This is a genomic window from Aliisedimentitalea sp. MJ-SS2 (genome assembly GCF_032586155.1).
In the GTDB taxonomy this organism is placed as follows: Bacteria; Pseudomonadota; Alphaproteobacteria; order Rhodobacterales; family Rhodobacteraceae; genus JAWHTC01.
The window spans coordinates 484,293-500,728 of record NZ_JAWHTC010000003.1; the positions used below are offsets into that span (position 1 = coordinate 484,293).

Consider the following 16,436-nt stretch of genomic DNA (forward strand, 5'->3'; position numbering starts at 1 on the left):
TGCATGCCCGTTTGGCTTGACCGTTCGACCTTCCTGACCGGGCTTGTCGTGGCCGTGGTCGGCTTTTTCAGCTCTTTCCCGATCCTGTTGCAGGGGATCAACCAGATGGGGGCCAGCCCATCCCAGGCGGCCTCGGCCCTGATGGCGGCGGCGCTGGCGATGGGGCTGGCAGGCATTGGTCTCAGCCTATGGCAGAGGATGCCGATCAGCGTCGCCTGGTCCACGCCCGGTGCAGCGCTATTGGCGGTGACCGCGCCCGATGCGGCGGGTTTTGCCGGTGCAGTGGCGGCGTTTCTGGTGGCGGGCCTTCTGACGATGATTGCCGGCCTCTGGAAGCCACTGACCCGTGCAACCACGATGGTGCCCGCCCCCGTGGCGCATGCGATGCTGGCCGGTATCCTGCTGTCGATTTGTGCCCGCCCCGTTCTGGCGGCGGTCGAGATCCCGCAATACGCCCTGCCAATCATCGCCACCTGGTTCATCGTCAGCCGGTTCAACCGGCTATTCGCCACACCGGCTGCGGTTCTGGTCATGGGGGCCGTCATCATTTGGGCCAATGGTGGCACCTGGCCCTTGCCCGATTATGTCCTGACCGCGCCCGAGTTCGTGGCACCGGTGTTTTCCTGGGGCGGGGTCATGGGAATTGCTCTGCCGCTTTTCGTTGTCACGATGGCGACCCAGAATGTGCCAGGCATCGCCGTTCTGCGGGCCGAACGGTATGATCCCAGCCCGGGGCCGTCGATTGCTGCAGTGGGCGGGTTCAGCGTGCTCTCGGCTCCGTTTGGCGCACCGGCCACCTGCCTGGCCGCGATCACGGCAGCGATGTGTGCCAGCCCTGACGCCCATCCCGATCCGGAGCAGCGCTATCTGGCGGCAGTCTGGGCCGGGCTGTTCTATTGCCTGTTCGGTATCTTCGCCGGGGTCATTACCGCGTTTACCGCCGTCGCGCCGGCGATGGTTCTGCCGACGTTGGCCGGGGTGGCGCTGTTCGGCGTGTTCGTCGGCTCAGCATCAGCGGCGATGGCCGACCCCAGCGGCCGCGAGGCGGCGGCGCTGACCTTCGTCATCACCGCGTCGGGGGTCAGTTTCCTTGGGCTGGGCGGAGCGGTCTGGGGCTTGATTGCGGGCTCGCTGGTGTGGATGCTGCGGAGCAGAGGATAACGCGAGGGCGATATGGACATTCAGGAAACCGGGCAGACATTGGCCGAGGCGCGCAAGGCCGGTGAGAAACTGGCGAAATATCCCGGCGCGCGCCCCGCGAACCTAGCGCGAGCTTTTTCTGTGCAAGAGGCAATGATCGCGGCCATGGGGCGCGACATTGTCGGTTGGAAAGTTGGCTTGACCTCTGAAAAGGCACAGGAAATCTGTGGCTACGGTGCGCCTTTGGCCGGTCCGGTCTTTGCCGGGGACTCGCATGAGGATGGCGTGGTCCTGCCCGTGCTGGCAGGTGATCTGGGGATACTTGAGGCTGAGATCGGGTTGCGGATGGCAACCGACTTGCCACCGCGTGCAACGCCCTATACCCGCGACGAAGTAATCTCGGCTATCGGCACGGTGTTGCCAATGATTGAGTGGGTCAACAAGCGCTTACCCGGTGGTCTGCGCGAGGATGCCGAGTGGATCGTCGCCGACGGGGTGATGAACCGTTGCGTGATCTGCGGATCAGAACGGCCCTTTCATGCGGGTTTAGATCTGGCCCAAACCTCGGTGCAGGCCGAAGTGGATGGTCAGTCCGTGACCGAAGGGGTCGGGGCGAACGCCATGGGCGGGCCGCTTGAGGTGCTGACCTGGCTGGCCGGGGATCTGAACGCGCGCGGGCGGGGGTTGAAAGCCGGCGAGGTGATCTCGACCGGGCTGGTCTGCGATGTGATTCAGGCCGTCCCCGGTACGCAGGTTTCCGCGGCGGTTGCCGGTATCGGCACGGTCACGCTGACCATCGTTTAACCTCCAGTTAACCATTTTCCAAAGACATGCCGGAAGAGGGCCAGAATTGTGCCCGAATTGCCCAGTAGTACGGGGCATGGTCTCGTTCTTGATTAGTGGCGAGCTATATTAGAGGTGATAATTAATGTTCGGTCTCATCAGATTTCTTGATTACTTTGGTGGCTTTGCCATTCTGACCGGGTTGCTTTGGCTCTATACCCTGTATCGTCGTGTTGCAGAGGCGACAGAGGTGCCAATGTCGAGTTTCGACCAGCCGCTGGCTGCGGCCAGTATCTTTCTGATTGGCATTGCCATGATAATTGCGGCCCGGATCGTGGCCGCCCATGTGCGGATGCGGGCCAAACAGGTCGACAAAACCCGGGCCTAAACCCGTTCGACCAGAACCGACCCAACCGAATAGCCCGCGCCAAAGGAGCAGATGAAGCCCTTGTCGCCGGGTTGCATATCCTCGGAATGCTTGGAAAAGGCAATGATCGAGCCCGCCGACGAAGTGTTGGCGTAATCCTGCAGGATATTCGGCTGTTCACCCGGCTCGGGTTCACGGCCCAACACCTTGCGGCCGATGAAATCATTCATCGACTTGTTGGCCTGATGCAGCCACAGGCGTTTCAGGTCGCCGGCGTCCAGTCCCTCGTCGGTCATGTGTTGCGCGATGTGCTTCGACACCATCGGCACCACCTCTTTGAACACCTTGCGACCATTCTGCATGAACTGCATGTCGCGCCGGTCGGCTACGCCGTCGGGGCGGTTGCGGCGCAGGAACCCGTTATTGTTGCGTATGTTGTTGGAAAACTCGGTGGCACAGCGGGTTGAAATGACTTTCCAATGCGGCCCCTTGGCGTCCTCTTCGCGTTCCAGCACCGTGGCGGTGCAGACATCGCCAAAGATGAAATGGCAATCACGGTCGCGCCATTCCAGGTGGCCCGAGGTTATTTCCGGATTGACCACAAGGGCCTTTTTCACGCTGCCTGAGCGGATCATGTCGGCAGCCGCCTGGATACCGAACGTGGCCGACGAACAAGCGACATTCATGTCAAAGGCAAAGCCGCCCGCGCCGATTTCCTTCTGAATTTCGACGCCAATGGCTGGATAGGCGCGTTCCATGTTCGAGGCGGCACAGATCACCAGGTCGATCTCCGAAGCGTCCACCCCGGCCTGATCCAGCGCCTTTTTGCAGGCGTCCATGGCGATTTCGGTCATGATGCCGGGTTCGTCATCGCTGCGCTGGCGGAATTTGGGATACATCCGGGTTGGATCAAGAACCCCTTCCTTGTCAAGCACATAGCGCTGTTCGATTCCCGATGCCTTGAAGATGAAATCGGTCGAGGAACGTTCCAACGCCGTCACCTCACCGGCCTCGATGGCTTGCGCGTTCTCGGCATTGAACATGTCGACATAGGCGTTGAAGGCCTCGACCAGTTCTGCGTTGGTGATGGCAAGTTCGGGGGTGAAAACCCCAGTGCCGGTGATGGCTGGTTGATACATGGACCCACTCCGATCAAGCGTTTCGAGAAATCCTGGCTGAAGGATTGCTCGAAACGCGCAAATCCTCTCGATGTTGTGGGCGCTTCGAAACAAACTGTTATCCCGGTTCATTTCGAAACGCTTCGATGTCTCCCGAGATCACTCCTATTGGCCGCGGAAATCAAGGGCAAAGCGGTGAGATGGGGTGCGTCGGGGGCAGCCAGGGTCGGGTCTTGGCCTAGAGCGGACTTTCGAATTGGCCTTGCTAATCTGACCGGCTGGGGTGGTCGCCCCTCAGATCCCCGGAAAATTTGTGTCAGAAGACGGGCGCGTACGGTTCGTGTGACAGTCCGCTTCAGACCGGAACCAATCAGCAGTTCACCACGTTGGGCGGTGTCTCGGCCTTGAAAAAGGCGCGCAGGTTCTCGACAGCCATCATTCCCATCGCCGTGCGCACATCCAGCGCCGCTGTGCCCAGATGCGGCAGGAGTGTCACGTTTTCCAGCGCCATCAGATCCTTGGGCACCGCCGGTTCATGCTCGTAAACATCGAGACCCGCACCTGCGATCTTTCCCAGTTGCAGGGCATTGATCAGGGCGGATTCGTCCACCACATCACCGCGCGCGATATTGATGAAATGTGCGTGCGGTTGCATCGAGGACAGGAATCCCGCGCCGATCAGGTGATGGGTTTCGCGCCCGCCGGGCACTGCCACCACCACGATGTCGGCATGGCGCGCCAATTCGTGCTGAGCCATCTGTTCGGCTGGAAACTCCATGCGTTTTTCCGACCGGTTGGCATAGATCACCTTCATGCCAAACCCATAGTGGCAGCGTCTCGCAATGGCCGTACCTATGTTGCCCATGCCGATGATGCCGACAGTACGGCCCGTCACATGCATTCCCAGCATTTGCATCGGATTCCAGCCGTCCCATTTGCCCGCGCGCACCAGCCGCTCACCCTCTCCCAACCGCCGGGCACTCATCAGGATCAGCGCCATGGCGATGTCGGCGGTGGCGTCGGTCACCGCGCCAGGCGTGTTGGTCACAGTGATGGCGCGGCGGTTCGCCGAAATTGTGTCAATGTGGTTATAGCCAACACCGAAATTGGCGAGGATTTTGCACTTGGGCTCCATCACCTCATAAAATACCTGTTCCGAGAACTGGTCGCCAAGGGTTGGCATCACCGCGTCATAGTTTTGCAGTGCGTCGCGCAGTTCCTTGTCAGAGAGTGGGGCGTTTGACTGGCGCACCGTCACCTCCATGAACGCGCGTGCGGCGTCGACCACTGGGTCGGGCTGGGGGCGTGTGATCAGAAGCGTTCTCAATGCATGCGTCCTCCGTTCGGGACCGGTTGGTCCGGAGCCAGCAGTACGATACCGCCGTCAGGGTCCGAAGCCCCCAGCACCAGGCACTCTGACATGAACTTTCCTATCTGGCGCGGTGGGAAATTGACTACGCCCATGACTTGCCGGCCAATCAGGGATTCGGGGGTGTAATGGGCGGTGATCTGGGCCGATGATTTTTTCTCGCCGATCTCGGGGCCAAAATCGACCCACAGCTTGATCGCCGGTTTGCGCGCCTCGGGGTAAGGCTCGGCGCGGGTGACTGTGCCGACGCGGATGTCGACCTTGAGGAAGTCGTCGAATGCGATCGGCTCGCTCATTTGGCCAGTTCCTTTGATCTGTTGGTGGCGGCGGCCACGGTGTTCTTGATCAATGGCGGCAGGCCGGCTTCCGTGTCCATCAATACTTCGAGCCCGGCCTGGGTGGTGCCATTGGGGCTGGTCACGTTGATGCGCAGCTGTTCGGGGCTGTCACCGCTTTCCTTCGCCAGCGCGCCCGCGCCGGCGACGGTGGCCATGGCCAGCTTCATTGCCAACTCGGGGGCCAGCCCCTGCGCAGCCCCGGCTGCGGCCATGCATTCTATCATATGGAAGACATATGCCGGACCCGAACCGGACAGGCCAGTAACGGCATCCATCTGAGATTCGGTGTCCAGATGCACAACCTCGCCTACGGCAGACAGCAGGGTGTCTGCCATGCCCATGGCGGATGCGGGGGCGTGGGCGTTGCCGATGATCGCTGTGATGCCGCGGGCAATGGCGGCGGGGGTGTTGGGCATGGCACGGATGATCGGGGTTTCGCTGCCCAGAACGGATTCGTAATGGGCAATTGGGGTGCCCGCAGCAACAGACAGGAAGATCGTGTCGCCATTACCCAGCGGGGCCAGCACCGGCAGGGCTTCGGCCATCATCTGCGGTTTGACGGCGATCAACACGACAGCGGGGTTGTCTGGCAGATCGGTATTGATTTTGACGCCGGTCGATTTCAGCCAAGCCGACGGGTAAGGGTCCAGCACGTGCACGGACATCGCAGGCAACCCTCCGGCAAGCCAGCCCTCGAGCATCGCGCCGCCCATCTTGCCACAGCCCAAAAGCACCAGGCCGCGCGCGGCAATATCCGAATAGTCCATGAATCCCCCGTCGCTAACTCAGGGGCAAATGTTACGCGCGACCGTAGGCCTCGGCAATGGCAACCTGCAGTGCGTTCTCGGGACTGCGGTCGCCCCAGACGACAAGCTGGAAGGCCGGGTAATAGCGTTCGGCACTCAACACGGCGGCCGAGATCAGCGTGTTGATCTGATCGGGGCTGGCCATCTGCCCACCTGCCAGCAAAAGCCCGTAGCGATAGACCATCAGCTTCTGCTCGGCCCAATAGGTAAACGCCCCGGCCCAGCATTGATCGTTGACCGCGTTCAGCGCCTCGTAAAGCTGCGGCAGTTTTTCTTCGGGCGGTTCCATCTCGAAACTGCAGACCATGCGCAGGGTTTCGTCATAGCCGGACCATGCGAGCGTGATCGAGTAGGTGCGCCATTGGCCTTCGACCGCCATGGCGATCTGATCATCAGCAATCCGGTCGAACTCCCAGTCATGATGGGCTGCCAGGCTTTCCACGATGTCGATGGGGTGAATCTCGTCCTCGAAAAACTGCTCGCTAAGTGCCATAACGCCACCTCTTTCTTTTTTTACGCGGGGGCGAGGCTGCGCCCCCCAGCGCTTGGTGCCTGCTCTAGACCATGCGGCGATCCCGCCAGGTCCTACGAGATATGGTAGGGGGAGGACTGAGAAGCTGTAAAGCAATTTGTTGGGGATAACCCCAAGAAGTTGTGGATTACTGGGGGAAGGCTACAAGATTGTGCAGCCGAGATCCGGATGGCGCCGGGCTTGCATCCCACCTGGGTAGCGGGGCAAGCTGAAGGCAGGGGGTGCGGTGGTCTGACGTGACGTAATGAACCGCATTCGAAACAAAGCCTTGAGTTGCGTGGGAGCGGCTTTCTTTAATGGCTGTGTCACTTGGCGCGACGTTTCCGGTGCAGCTCGCCCCGGGGCCCGTGCCCGCCACCCCGCAAAGACGGAGGAGACCGCATGATATGACATCAGGCCGCAAGGTCGACGGCAAATCGGAAAACACGGGAGCAACAACACCGGGGTCCGAAATGTCGGAGAAGGCATGCGGCACAACGACCGGAGCATCAAAGCGTCGGCAATACTCAATACATCCATGGGAGGATATATCTATGAAATCATTGAAAAAACTCGCCCTTGGCGTGGCGGTGGCGGCGTTGACCGCAACCTCAGTCATGGCCGAAAATATCAAGATCGCCTTTATCGACCCTCTGTCGGGTCCATTTGCGGCCACTGGCAGTGAGGGTCTGGCGCTTTACCAATATGCCGCCGAGGAACTGGTCAACAAACAGGGTGGCGTGCTGGGCGGTCAGAACTTCGAAGTGATCGGGTTCGACAACAAGATCAGCCCCAAGGAATCACTGATCCAGCTGCAGGTTGCCATCGACCAGGGCATCCGTTTCGTGGCGCAGGGCAACAGTTCGGGTGTGGCCAACGCGCTGACCGACGCGATCAACAAGCACAACAAACGCAACCCCGATGACCGGGTTTTGTTCCTGAATTATTCGGCTGTCGATCCGGCGCTGACCAACGCGAAGTGCAACTTCTGGCACTTCCGGTTTGACGCCAATGCCGACATCAAGATGGATGCGATGACCGATGTGATCGCGGGCGATGACAGCATCAAGAAGGTTTATATCATCGGTCAGGACTATTCGTTTGGTAAGGCCGTGGCCGCGGCAGCGGTCAAGTTTCTGGGCGAAAAACGCCCCGATATCGAAATCGTAGGTAACGAGCTGCACCCGATCGGCAAGGTCAAGGACTTTACCCCTTACGCGCGTAAGATCATGGCGGCCGAGGCGGATGCGGTGATCACCGGCAACTGGGGCGCCGACATGGTGGGTCTTGGCAAGGCCGTGCTGGGCGCGGGCTTTGATGCGCCGATCTTCACCTACTATGCTGCCGGGACCGGCATCACCAAGACGTTTGGCGCCGACGGTGTTGGCAAGCTGAAACTGGTTGGTGAAGGTCAGCTGAACCCGCCGGTCAGCGACCGCGCCAGCGCCTTTGTCAAAGGTTTCAAGGAAAAGAACCCGGACAAGGATATCGGTCAGCCGCGCATCGCCAACGTGATGGAAATGCTCGCCCGCGCCATCAACGACGCCGGTTCGGCTACTGATGTGGTTGCGATTGCTACCGCACTGGAAGGCATGGAGCATGACAGCATCTGGGGCACCAAGGTGAAAATCCGCGAAAGCGATCACCAGGCGATCCAGAATGTGCACATTCTGGCCCATACCGATCAGGGCGTGACCCACGACATGGACAACTCGGGCTTTGGCCTTGTGGCCGAGAAAACCGTGACCATGGCGTCGGCGGATATCGAAACCACCTGCAAGATGAAGCGCCCGTAAGCTAGGGTCGACCTCATCTGACAAAAACGCCGGGCTCTTGGCAAAAAAGGGCCCGGCGACATTCCCCCAAGCAGTCGGGCAGGAGCACTACATGTCCCTTTTCATCGTCAACATTTTGGACGGGCTGGTCACCGGACTACTGTTGTTCATGCTGTGCAGCGGTCTGACGCTGATCTTTTCCATGATGGGTGTTCTGAACTTTGCCCACGCGAGTTTCTACATGCTGGGGGCGTATTTCGCCTATCAGATCAGCCTGTTTACCGGCTTCTGGCTAGGCCTGATCGTGGCGCCCATCGCCGTGGGCGTGATCGGTGCGCTGATCGAACGATACGGGCTCAGGCGCGTGCACAAATACGGCCACGTTCCGGAATTGATCTTTACCTTCGGTCTGGCGCTGCTGATCGAGGAAGTGGTGCAGTTCTTCTGGGGCAAGAACCAGATGAACTACGAGGTGCCCGCGGCGCTGGATTTCGCCGCCTTCTCGATCGCCGGTAATGCCTTTCCGGCATTTAAGGTGTTCATGATTTTTGTCGCCATCGGGATTTTCCTGGTGCTGCTTTACATCCTCACCAAAACCCGCGTCGGCATGACCATTCAGGCCGCACTAAGCTATCCCGAGACGGTGCAGAACCTGGGCCACAACGTGCCCCTTGTGTTCATGGGCGTGTTTGGGGTCGGCACTGCTATGGCCGGGCTGGCCGGTGTAATTGCCGGACCGGTTCTGGGAACGTTCCCGGGCATGGCCGTGGTGTTGGGGTCAATCGTATTCGTAACGATTGTGATTGGCGGGCTTGGGTCGTTATGGGGCGCGCTCGCCGCGTCGCTTTTGATTGGCTGGATCACCACATTCGCCAAGGCCTATAACGTGCGGATGGAGGACATCCTGACCGGACTCGGGTTCACCAAGCCCGAACCAATCTGGGACAGCTCCTGGCAGGATTTATGGACCCTAACCCTGCCGCAGATTGCCGACATCTTACCTTATCTTTTGATGGTCATCGTCCTCGTGCTACGTCCGCAGGGCCTGTTCGGGAAGCGTGAAACATGAGCACTCCCTCAACGACTCCGCTCACGGCTGGCACGCGCCGCCTGATCCCCTTGAACCATGCGATGCCATGGATCGTGGCTGCGATTTGCCTGATCATCCTGCCATATGTGTTTGACAGCCGTTCGGCTCTGACGATCATGAACCAGATGGCGATCACCATCGTCTTTGCTCTGAGTTACAACATGTTGTTGGGCCAGGGCGGGATGCTCAGCTTCGGTCACGCCGTTTATATGGGCCTTGGTGGGTTCTTCTGCATGCATCTTCTGAACATGGTTGAATATGACGGGTTGTGGCTTCCTTTGCCGCTTTTGCCGTTGTTTGGCGGGCTATTTGGTCTGTTGTTCGCGCTGATCATTGGGACGTTTTCGACCCGACGGGCGGGGACGGTTTTTGCAATGATCAGCCTTGGCGTGGGTGAGCTGATCGCCGCCTGTTCGATCATCATCGTCGTCTTCTTTGGCGGCGAAGAAGGTGTCAGTGGCGACCGGACCATGGGGCCCGAGGTGTTCGGCTGGGATTTCGGCGCGCAAAGCCAGGTTTATTATCTGACCGCCGGTTGGCTGCTGATCGCCGCACTTGGCATGTATCTCTATTCCCGTACTCCTATTGGCCGCATTGCAAACGCGGTGCGCGACAATGAAGAGCGGGCCGAATTCTTGGGCTATTCCCAGCGCCACGTGCGCTGGATTTCCTTCTGCGCCAGCGGCTTCTTTGCCGGGATCGCCGGGGCGCTGTTTGCCATCAATTTCGAGATTCTGACCGAGGAAAACCTGAACCTTGCCACGTCCGGGTCAATCCTGCTGATCACCTTCCTCGGCGGCGTCGGCTTCTTTGTCGGGCCGATCATCGGGGCGATTGTGTTCACCCTGCTGCAAACCGTGCTTAGCCTCTACACCGAAATCTGGTCGCTCTATCTGGGTATCCTGTTCGTGGCCACGGTGATGTTCTTCCCAGGCGGTCTGGCCGGGCTTCTGGCGATGCATGTTTTGCCATGGAAGCTGGGTAAGCTGGGGCATCTGATAGCGCCTTATGCCAAGATGTTCCTGCCCGCGATCGCCTTTGTGCTGTCCTCGGCGGCCGTGCTGGAAATCCTGTTCCATCGCCGCCATGCCAGCGTGGGCGACCATGAAATGACCCTCTACGGGATCACGTTTGACAGCCATCACCTCTTGCCGCTGATTGCTGCGTTGGCGTTGGCTGCAGTCAGTTTTTGGGCACTGGTCAAAATGGCCCCGGCACTCAAGGAAGCCTGGGACGAGGCCACCCATATGGATGCCCCCGGGGCAGGGGGTGCGTCATGACGGCCGCTATCGAACTCAGACAGCTGAGCAAAAGCTTCGGCCTCGCCAAGATCATTCAGGATGTGAACCTCGGTATTGCCAAGGGTGAACGCCATGCGATCATCGGGCCGAATGGGGCCGGAAAATCGACGCTCTTCAACCTGATCACTGGTAAGTACCTGCCGACCACCGGTAGCGTTCACCTGCATGGGGTGGATGTCAGTGGCAAGAAACCCTATGAAATCAACCGCATGGGTCTCAGCCGCAGCTTCCAGATCACCAACATCTTCCACAACATGACCGTGTTCGAAAACGTGCGATGCGGGCTGATGTGGTCGATGGGTTACAAATACAGCTTCTGGCACATGGTGAACCGGCAGCATGATCTGACCGAAAAGGCCGACGAAATCCTCGAACAGATCAACCTGACCTCGCGCCGAAACATGGTGGCGGGGGCCTTGGCCTATGCCGAGCAGCGCGCGCTGGAAATCGGCATCACCATCGCCGGGGGCGCTGACATTGTCATGCTAGATGAGCCCTGTGCAGGCATGAGCCATTCCGAAACCGACTATATCGTTGACCTGATCCGCAAGGTGACCGAGGGAAAGACGCTGGTCATCGTCGAACATGACATGGGTGTGATTTTCGACCTCGCCGACAAGATCAGCGTGCTGGTCTATGGCGAGATCATTGAAAGCGACACCCCTGAAGCAGTGCGTGCCTCGAAGGCCGTGCAAGAGGCCTATCTCGGCACCACATTGGAGGACGCGTGATGTCAGCGATGCTAGAGGTCAGCGACCTGCACGCCTATTACGGTAAAAGCCACATTCTTCAGGGCGTTAACTTCAACGTGGGCGAGGGTGAGATCGTCGCGTTGTTGGGCCGTAACGGCGTGGGCCGTTCCACCACCTGCAAGGCGGTGATGGGCGAAGTTTCCCCGAAAGGGTCTGTAAAGTTTCGTGGCGAGGAGTTGGCCGGAAAACCGTCCTACGAGATTGCCAAGGCCGGGATCGGTTACGTGCCGGAAAACCGCGACATCTTCCCCGGTCTCACCACCCGTCAGAACCTGATCCTTGGCCTGAAGCCAGGCCAGAAAGACGGGCAGGGGCGCTGGTCGATGGAGATGATGTTCGACCATTTCCCCAACCTGCGTGAACGTGCCGATATCGAGGCTAGTGTCTTGTCGGGCGGTGAAAAGCAGATGCTGACCGTCTGCCGCAGCCTCATGGGCGACCCGGATTTCATCATGATTGACGAGCCGACCGAGGGGTTAGCCCCCAAGATCGTCGAACAGGTTGGTGACATGCTGGAGATGATTGCCGAACGCGGTGTATCGATCCTGCTCGTCGAACAGAAATTGACAATCGCGCTGCGGGTGGCGACACGGGTCTACGTGATGGGCCATGGCCACATGGTTTTCGAGGGTACACCTGAAGAGCTGACGGCCAATGAAGAAATCCGTAAGGAATGGCTGGAAGTATGACGCTTGATCCGAACCGGTTGAAACGCATCGACGATTGGATGGTCCGCAACCGGGAAGGCGGGCGTTACACCGGCTCTTCGCTTCTGGTTTTGCAAGGGGGCGAAGAGGCCTATTTCGGCTGTGACGGGTTGCGCTCGGTTGAAAACGACCTGCCTTACGAACGTGACACCATCGTGCGCATCTACTCGATGACGAAAATCGTGACCTCCGTCGTGTTCGGCATGCTTCTGGAACAGGGCCGCGTGGTGCTAGAGACGCCGGTTAGCGAGTTCATCCCGGCATTTTCCGACCTGCGCGCGCTGATCCGTGGGGCGACGCAGGAAAACCAGACAGAATCGACCCAGCCGCCGACCTTGGCGCAGCTTCTGACCCACTCGTCGGGCCTGACTTATGGCTTTAACCCGGGACTGGCAGGGCGGATCTACGAACGTGAGAAGATCGACTTCAACCCGCGCTCCGGTGTGTTGGCGGATATGTGCGACCGGGCGGCCGCGCATCCGCTTGCGTTCCAACCGGGGACGAAATGGGAGTACTCCATCGGCATCGATGTGATTGGACGGGTGATCGAAGTGATCACCGGACAGCCGCTCGACCAAGTGTTCCGCGACCGGGTGTTCGAGCCCCTGGGAATGAAGGATACGGCCTTCTCGGTGCCCTCGAACAAGGTCGCGCGCTTTGCCGATTGCTATACCAAAACACCCGAGGATCCGCGCGCTCTGATGGACCCCGCCGAAGGCAGTTCCTTTGGCGAGGACAAGGTAACGATGTTCTCGGGTGGCGGTGGCCTGGTTTCGACTCTCGACGATTATGCGCGCTTCGGCGAAATGATCCGCCGGGGTGGTGAATTGGACGGCGCGCGCCTCCTGTCGCCCAGCACCTTGCGCTTCATGCGCCGCAATTTCCTTGCCGGGGATATCGCCTCGATGGGCGCTGAAAGCTTCATGGAGATGCCCATGGCCGGGATGGGCTTTGGCATCGGCGGCGCGGTTCTTTTGGACCCGGCTTTGGCCCGAATGCCCGGCTCGGTCGGAGATTTTGGCTGGGGCGGAATGGCGAGCACCTATTTCTGGACCGACCCGGTGCATGACCTGACGGTTGTCTATTTCACGCAACTGGTGCCAAGCTCCTCCTACCCCAGCCGTGTCGAACTCAAGGCATTGGTGCATGGCGCGATCACAAGCTGACGTTTGGCTCGCTGTCAAAGGGGAGCTCCCGCCCGTCCTGCGCCGATCAAAGATCGGCTTGGCCCGTTGGGCCCGGCCTCGCTGAGCTCGGAGATATGTCGCGCCGTTTCATCTGCACAGACGGCTTGGCCAGATATCAGCGTTGATATGGAGAGTCCAACTTACCAGCCCGCCGAGCGCCGGCTCGGCACCTCCAGATTCCATGCGGGCCGAGCGAAACAAGGCCCCCGCGACGCCGTCGGGCGGCGCAATCTCACCCGGTCGACGTTCAACCCGTCACGTCAACCCGAAGACCTGCGCGGAAATGCCCCGATGGAAGTGATTGCGCTAACGGGTCTGTTTCGCCGAAACTGATCCGACCCACGCAGTCATAATCGCTAAAGGGAGGAAGCGATGAAGGCACTTAAGATAGGCGCGTTGGCTGCCGCAATTGGAACACTTACGCTGGTGGGCATGGCCCATGCGGACAGCTACATTCGCAAAGGCAGCCAGGAGATCAAGGTCGTCAACAAGAACGGCAAGCTCTACTGCACACGCGCCAGTGACGGTTACGAGATGTGCAACGGTATGACCGAGCGCGAAGACGGATCCTGGAGAGGCAAGAAGATGAAGCACCCGGACATGCCGCGTTGGATGAGCTTCAACGGCACGGTGGTGTTCACCAATGCTGGCCTCAAGATCAAGGGTTGCGCCGTCGGCATGTGCGATAGCGAAAGCTGGTCCAAGAAGAAGTGAGTTGCGAAAGGACCCAGGCGGTCACTTTATTTTCATGATGATGCAAGTGGTCGAGCCGGTGGCATATAATCTGCCATCGGCTTTTCCACGAATTTCGCCGTCGGCAATGCCGGTCGAACGGCCAGCGTGGTGCACGATGCCAATGGCCTCGACTTCGGTGCCAATCGGGATCGGGCGAATGATATTCACCTTGTATTCCAGTGTCGTATAGGTCGAACCCTTTGGCACCTTTGTCTGGATTGCGCAGGCCATGCAGCTGTCGAGCACCGTGCCATACCAGCCGCCATGCACCGTGCCGACCGGGTTCATCACGTCAAATGTCGGCGTACCAGTGAAGATGACCTTGCCGTCCTCGACATGCGTTGGCCAGAAGCCCATGGTCTTGCCAATCGGCGGGCCAGGATAATGCCCTTCCTTGACTGCCTGCATGAACTCTAACCCTGTCATCGACAGGATATCGTCCAATGCGGGCAAATCATCGGTGCTTTGGGCGTATTTTCGTTGATCGGACATGCGCATTCCCCCTTGGGTCACAAGGGGGAATGCTATGGTCGCGCAGTGGGATCGTCCAGACAGGGGGCCGGACCGTTACGCGACGTTCTCAAGTTGAATTTGCGGGGTGACGCCCAGAGCGTGACAGACGTCACGGGTCAGTTCGGGACGATTCAGAGTATAGAAGTGCAGGGCGTCGACGCCTTCATCCATCAGGTCCGAGCACAGCTCGGTGCAAAGCGCGGTGGCCAGAAGGTCGTGCCGGCCGTCGCGTTCGGCCTTGGCAAAGGCGTCATCGAGCCATGCAGGCACCGAAGCGCCACAGCGGAAGGCGAAGTTGCGGGCGCCCTTCCAGTTCTCGATCGGCAGGATGCCGGGCAGGATCGGCTTGTCGATGCCAGCCTTCGCACATTCATCGCGGAACCGCAGAAATGTTTCCGCTTCAAAAAAGAACTGGGTGATCGCCTCGGATGCTCCGGCATCCAGCTTGGCCTTGAGCCAGTCGATATCGGCCTTGGAGCCGCGCGCTTCGGGGTGGATGTCAGGATAGGCGCCAACACGCAGGGTGAATTTTCCGGTGTCCGCCAGTGCCTCGATCAGTTCGATTGAATTGGCAAACCCGTCGGCATGCGGCTCGAACGCGCCCGATCCCTTGGGCGGGTCACCGCGCAGGGCAACAATTTCGCTGATCCCTGCGGCCGCGTAACCCTCGGCAATCGCCATTGTCTCTTCACGGGTTGCATCGACACAGGTCAGGTGCGCCGCGGTGTTGAGTCCGGTGGACTTGTTGATCGCGCGCACCGCGTCGCGGGTCAGGTCGCGGGTCGTGCCGCCCGCACCATAGGTGACCGACACGAACCGCGGGGCCAGCGGCGCCAGCGCATGGATCGTGTCCCACAGCCGGAACGAGCCTTCCAGGTTCTGCGGCGGGAAAAACTCAAGCGAAATTTGCGGTGTCATATCGATCTCATGTCTTTGGGTTGCACTCTTGTGGCGCACTGTCGTAAATGAGGCAAATTCATAATCCTCAAGGTCAACATGAGGATTGCTCACTTAGTGGACCATGGGATGCATATCGAATTTCGCCACCTGCGCACGATCCGCGCCATTCACGATGCGGGGGGACTGGCCCGGGCAGCCGACCAGCTTCACATCACTCAGTCGGCGCTTTCGCATCAGATCAAGGGGATTGAGGATCAGGCCGGAGTCGAGCTTTTCATCAGGCGCTCGAAGCCCCTGCGGTTGTCAGCGGCCGGGCTGCGATTGCTCAGGACCGCCGAACGGGTGCTGCCCGAGATCGAGGCGCTGGTGGCCGAGTTTGAAGGGTTGCGCGAGGGCTCGGCCGGGCGGATGCATATTGCCATCGAATGCCATGCCTGTTTTGACTGGCTGTTCCCGGTGCTGGAACAGTTCCGGAAAGCTTGGGGTGATGTGGACGTGGATATCAGGCCCGGTTTGGCCTTTGACGCGCTGCCTGCGTTGACGCGCGAGGATGTGGACCTGGTGATTTCCTCTGACCCCGAGGACATCCCCGGTGTCACTTTCAAACCGCTGTTTGACTATGAACCGGTCTTCGTGGCGGCGGGCAGCCATCCGCTGGCGAAGAAAAAATTCATCGAGGCCGAGGATTTCGAGGGCGAGACGCTGATCACCTATCCGATGGATCGTGATCGGCTGGACGTGTTTTCCGAACTGCTTTCCCCGGCGCGAATCGAACCGAAGGCGGTGCGGCAGGTGGAACTGACCGCTGTGATCCTGATGCTGGTGGCCTCGGGGCGCGGGGTGTCGGTGCTGCCTGACTGGGTCGTGCGCGAGGTCAAGTACTCCAGCGATTACGTCACCCGCCCGATTACCGAGGCGGGTCTGAACAAGCGGCTCTACGCGGCGATCCGTGACGAGGACGCGGACAAACCCTATATCGCGCATTTCCTTAAGCTGGGGCGCGAGATTCCGGTGCGGTTGCAACGCGGTTGAACTGAGCCGGAC

General features: G+C 59.7%; 18 protein-coding genes. 11 read left to right on the plus strand and 7 right to left on the minus strand.

The window, feature by feature from the left end:
* Positions 1-3 precede the first annotated feature (3 nt).
* The 3 genes from RXV86_RS14980 to RXV86_RS14990 all read left to right on the plus strand — a co-directional run bounded on the left by RXV86_RS14980 (position 4) and on the right by RXV86_RS14990 (position 2,311).
* Positions 4-1,161, plus strand: coding sequence for a benzoate/H(+) symporter BenE family transporter (locus RXV86_RS14980; RefSeq protein ID WP_316301053.1), 1,158 nt, complete (start codon positions 4-6; stop codon positions 1,159-1,161).
* Positions 1,162-1,173: 12 nt separating this feature from the next.
* Positions 1,174-1,944, plus strand: a complete 771-nt coding sequence (locus RXV86_RS14985) for a fumarylacetoacetate hydrolase family protein (protein WP_316301054.1) — start codon at positions 1,174-1,176, stop codon at positions 1,942-1,944.
* A 124-nt stretch (positions 1,945-2,068) separates the two neighbouring features.
* Positions 2,069-2,311 (plus strand): hypothetical protein, encoded by a 243-nt coding sequence (locus tag RXV86_RS14990; RefSeq protein WP_316301055.1) that lies wholly within the window; start codon positions 2,069-2,071, stop codon positions 2,309-2,311.
* Here the strand turns inward: RXV86_RS14990 and RXV86_RS14995 are convergent.
* From RXV86_RS14995 to RXV86_RS15015, 5 genes are all read right to left on the minus strand, one after another.
* Positions 2,308-3,429: a beta-ketoacyl-ACP synthase III gene (locus RXV86_RS14995; protein WP_316301056.1), complete on the minus strand. Its 1,122-nt coding sequence runs from the start codon at positions 3,427-3,429 to the stop codon at positions 2,308-2,310. The genes RXV86_RS14990 and RXV86_RS14995 overlap by 4 nt on opposite strands.
* Before the next feature lie 349 nt (positions 3,430-3,778).
* Positions 3,779-4,735, minus strand: a complete 957-nt coding sequence (locus RXV86_RS15000; protein WP_316301057.1) for a D-glycerate dehydrogenase — start codon at positions 4,733-4,735, stop codon at positions 3,779-3,781.
* Complete coding sequence (locus RXV86_RS15005) at positions 4,732-5,073, minus strand: tRNA-binding protein (protein ID WP_316301058.1); 342 nt, start codon at positions 5,071-5,073, stop codon at positions 4,732-4,734. The genes RXV86_RS15000 and RXV86_RS15005 overlap by 4 nt, the downstream gene beginning before the upstream one ends.
* Positions 5,070-5,882 (minus strand): pyrroline-5-carboxylate reductase, encoded by an 813-nt coding sequence (proC, locus tag RXV86_RS15010; protein ID WP_316301059.1) that lies wholly within the window; start codon positions 5,880-5,882, stop codon positions 5,070-5,072. The genes RXV86_RS15005 and proC overlap by 4 nt, the downstream gene beginning before the upstream one ends.
* Before the next feature lie 31 nt (positions 5,883-5,913).
* Positions 5,914-6,414, minus strand: coding sequence for a YbjN domain-containing protein (locus RXV86_RS15015; RefSeq protein WP_316301060.1), 501 nt, complete (start codon positions 6,412-6,414; stop codon positions 5,914-5,916).
* 572 nt (positions 6,415-6,986) lie between these two features.
* Here RXV86_RS15015 and RXV86_RS15020 point away from each other — a divergent pair.
* From RXV86_RS15020 to RXV86_RS15050, 7 genes are all read left to right on the plus strand, one after another.
* Positions 6,987-8,228 (plus strand): branched-chain amino acid ABC transporter substrate-binding protein, encoded by a 1,242-nt coding sequence (locus RXV86_RS15020; protein WP_316301061.1) that lies wholly within the window; start codon positions 6,987-6,989, stop codon positions 8,226-8,228.
* 91 nt (positions 8,229-8,319) lie between these two features.
* Complete coding sequence (locus tag RXV86_RS15025; protein ID WP_316301062.1) at positions 8,320-9,276, plus strand: branched-chain amino acid ABC transporter permease; 957 nt, start codon at positions 8,320-8,322, stop codon at positions 9,274-9,276.
* The gene (locus RXV86_RS15030) at positions 9,273-10,577 is read left to right on the plus strand and encodes a branched-chain amino acid ABC transporter permease (RefSeq protein WP_316301063.1); all 1,305 of its coding nucleotides are present in this window, start codon (positions 9,273-9,275) and stop codon (positions 10,575-10,577) included. Before RXV86_RS15025 ends, RXV86_RS15030 begins: the two co-directional genes overlap by 4 nt.
* A complete protein-coding gene (locus RXV86_RS15035) occupies positions 10,574-11,329 on the plus strand; it encodes an ABC transporter ATP-binding protein (protein WP_316301064.1) in 756 nt (251 codons plus the stop codon). The genes RXV86_RS15030 and RXV86_RS15035 overlap by 4 nt, the downstream gene beginning before the upstream one ends.
* Positions 11,329-12,039, plus strand: a complete 711-nt coding sequence (locus RXV86_RS15040; RefSeq protein ID WP_316301065.1) for an ABC transporter ATP-binding protein — start codon at positions 11,329-11,331, stop codon at positions 12,037-12,039. Before RXV86_RS15035 ends, RXV86_RS15040 begins: the two co-directional genes overlap by 1 nt.
* Entirely contained in the window at positions 12,024-13,223 is a 1,200-nt protein-coding gene (locus RXV86_RS15045; protein WP_316301066.1) for a serine hydrolase domain-containing protein, read from the plus strand. Before RXV86_RS15040 ends, RXV86_RS15045 begins: the two co-directional genes overlap by 16 nt.
* 393 nt (positions 13,224-13,616) lie before the next feature.
* Positions 13,617-13,958, plus strand: a complete 342-nt coding sequence (locus RXV86_RS15050; protein ID WP_316301067.1) for a hypothetical protein — start codon at positions 13,617-13,619, stop codon at positions 13,956-13,958.
* 21 nt (positions 13,959-13,979) lie between these two features.
* Here the strand turns inward: RXV86_RS15050 and RXV86_RS15055 are convergent, their stop codons facing one another.
* Together RXV86_RS15055 and metF are read right to left on the minus strand one after the other, a co-directional pair.
* A complete protein-coding gene (locus RXV86_RS15055) occupies positions 13,980-14,471 on the minus strand; it encodes a PaaI family thioesterase (protein ID WP_316301068.1) in 492 nt (163 codons plus the stop codon).
* A gap of 75 nt (positions 14,472-14,546) precedes the next feature.
* Positions 14,547-15,410 (minus strand): methylenetetrahydrofolate reductase [NAD(P)H], encoded by an 864-nt coding sequence (gene metF, locus RXV86_RS15060; RefSeq protein ID WP_316301069.1) that lies wholly within the window; start codon positions 15,408-15,410, stop codon positions 14,547-14,549.
* Between the two features lie 108 nt (positions 15,411-15,518).
* Here metF and RXV86_RS15065 point away from each other — a divergent pair, with 108 nt between their 5' ends.
* On the plus strand, positions 15,519-16,424 hold the full coding sequence (locus RXV86_RS15065) for a LysR family transcriptional regulator (RefSeq protein ID WP_316301070.1): 906 nt from the start codon (positions 15,519-15,521) through the stop codon (positions 16,422-16,424).
* Positions 16,425-16,436 lie beyond the last annotated feature (12 nt).

What these genes read in the sequence shown, in the direction of transcription:
- RXV86_RS15005 (WP_316301058.1), bottom strand. Translation starts at nt 5,073, where the DNA reads ATGAGCGAGCCGATCGCATTCGACGACTTCCTCAAGGTCGACATCCGC.
- RXV86_RS15030 (WP_316301063.1), top strand. Translation starts at nt 9,273, where the DNA reads ATGAGCACTCCCTCAACGACTCCGCTCACGGCTGGCACGCGCCGCCTG.
- RXV86_RS15020 (WP_316301061.1), top strand. Translation starts at nt 6,987, where the DNA reads ATGAAATCATTGAAAAAACTCGCCCTTGGCGTGGCGGTGGCGGCGTTG.
- RXV86_RS15040 (WP_316301065.1), top strand. Translation starts at nt 11,329, where the DNA reads ATGTCAGCGATGCTAGAGGTCAGCGACCTGCACGCCTATTACGGTAAA.
- RXV86_RS15050 (WP_316301067.1), top strand. Translation starts at nt 13,617, where the DNA reads ATGAAGGCACTTAAGATAGGCGCGTTGGCTGCCGCAATTGGAACACTT.
- proC (WP_316301059.1), bottom strand. Translation starts at nt 5,882, where the DNA reads ATGGACTATTCGGATATTGCCGCGCGCGGCCTGGTGCTTTTGGGCTGT.
- RXV86_RS14995 (WP_316301056.1), bottom strand. Translation starts at nt 3,429, where the DNA reads ATGTATCAACCAGCCATCACCGGCACTGGGGTTTTCACCCCCGAACTT.
- RXV86_RS15045 (WP_316301066.1), top strand. Translation starts at nt 12,024, where the DNA reads ATGGCTGGAAGTATGACGCTTGATCCGAACCGGTTGAAACGCATCGAC.
- RXV86_RS14985 (WP_316301054.1), top strand. Translation starts at nt 1,174, where the DNA reads ATGGACATTCAGGAAACCGGGCAGACATTGGCCGAGGCGCGCAAGGCC.
- RXV86_RS15065 (WP_316301070.1), top strand. Translation starts at nt 15,519, where the DNA reads ATGCATATCGAATTTCGCCACCTGCGCACGATCCGCGCCATTCACGAT.
- metF (WP_316301069.1), bottom strand. Translation starts at nt 15,410, where the DNA reads ATGACACCGCAAATTTCGCTTGAGTTTTTCCCGCCGCAGAACCTGGAA.
- RXV86_RS15025 (WP_316301062.1), top strand. Translation starts at nt 8,320, where the DNA reads ATGTCCCTTTTCATCGTCAACATTTTGGACGGGCTGGTCACCGGACTA.
- RXV86_RS14990 (WP_316301055.1), top strand. Translation starts at nt 2,069, where the DNA reads ATGTTCGGTCTCATCAGATTTCTTGATTACTTTGGTGGCTTTGCCATT.
- RXV86_RS15035 (WP_316301064.1), top strand. Translation starts at nt 10,574, where the DNA reads ATGACGGCCGCTATCGAACTCAGACAGCTGAGCAAAAGCTTCGGCCTC.
- RXV86_RS15015 (WP_316301060.1), bottom strand. Translation starts at nt 6,414, where the DNA reads ATGGCACTTAGCGAGCAGTTTTTCGAGGACGAGATTCACCCCATCGAC.
- RXV86_RS14980 (WP_316301053.1), top strand. Translation starts at nt 4, where the DNA reads ATGCCCGTTTGGCTTGACCGTTCGACCTTCCTGACCGGGCTTGTCGTG.
- RXV86_RS15055 (WP_316301068.1), bottom strand. Translation starts at nt 14,471, where the DNA reads ATGTCCGATCAACGAAAATACGCCCAAAGCACCGATGATTTGCCCGCA.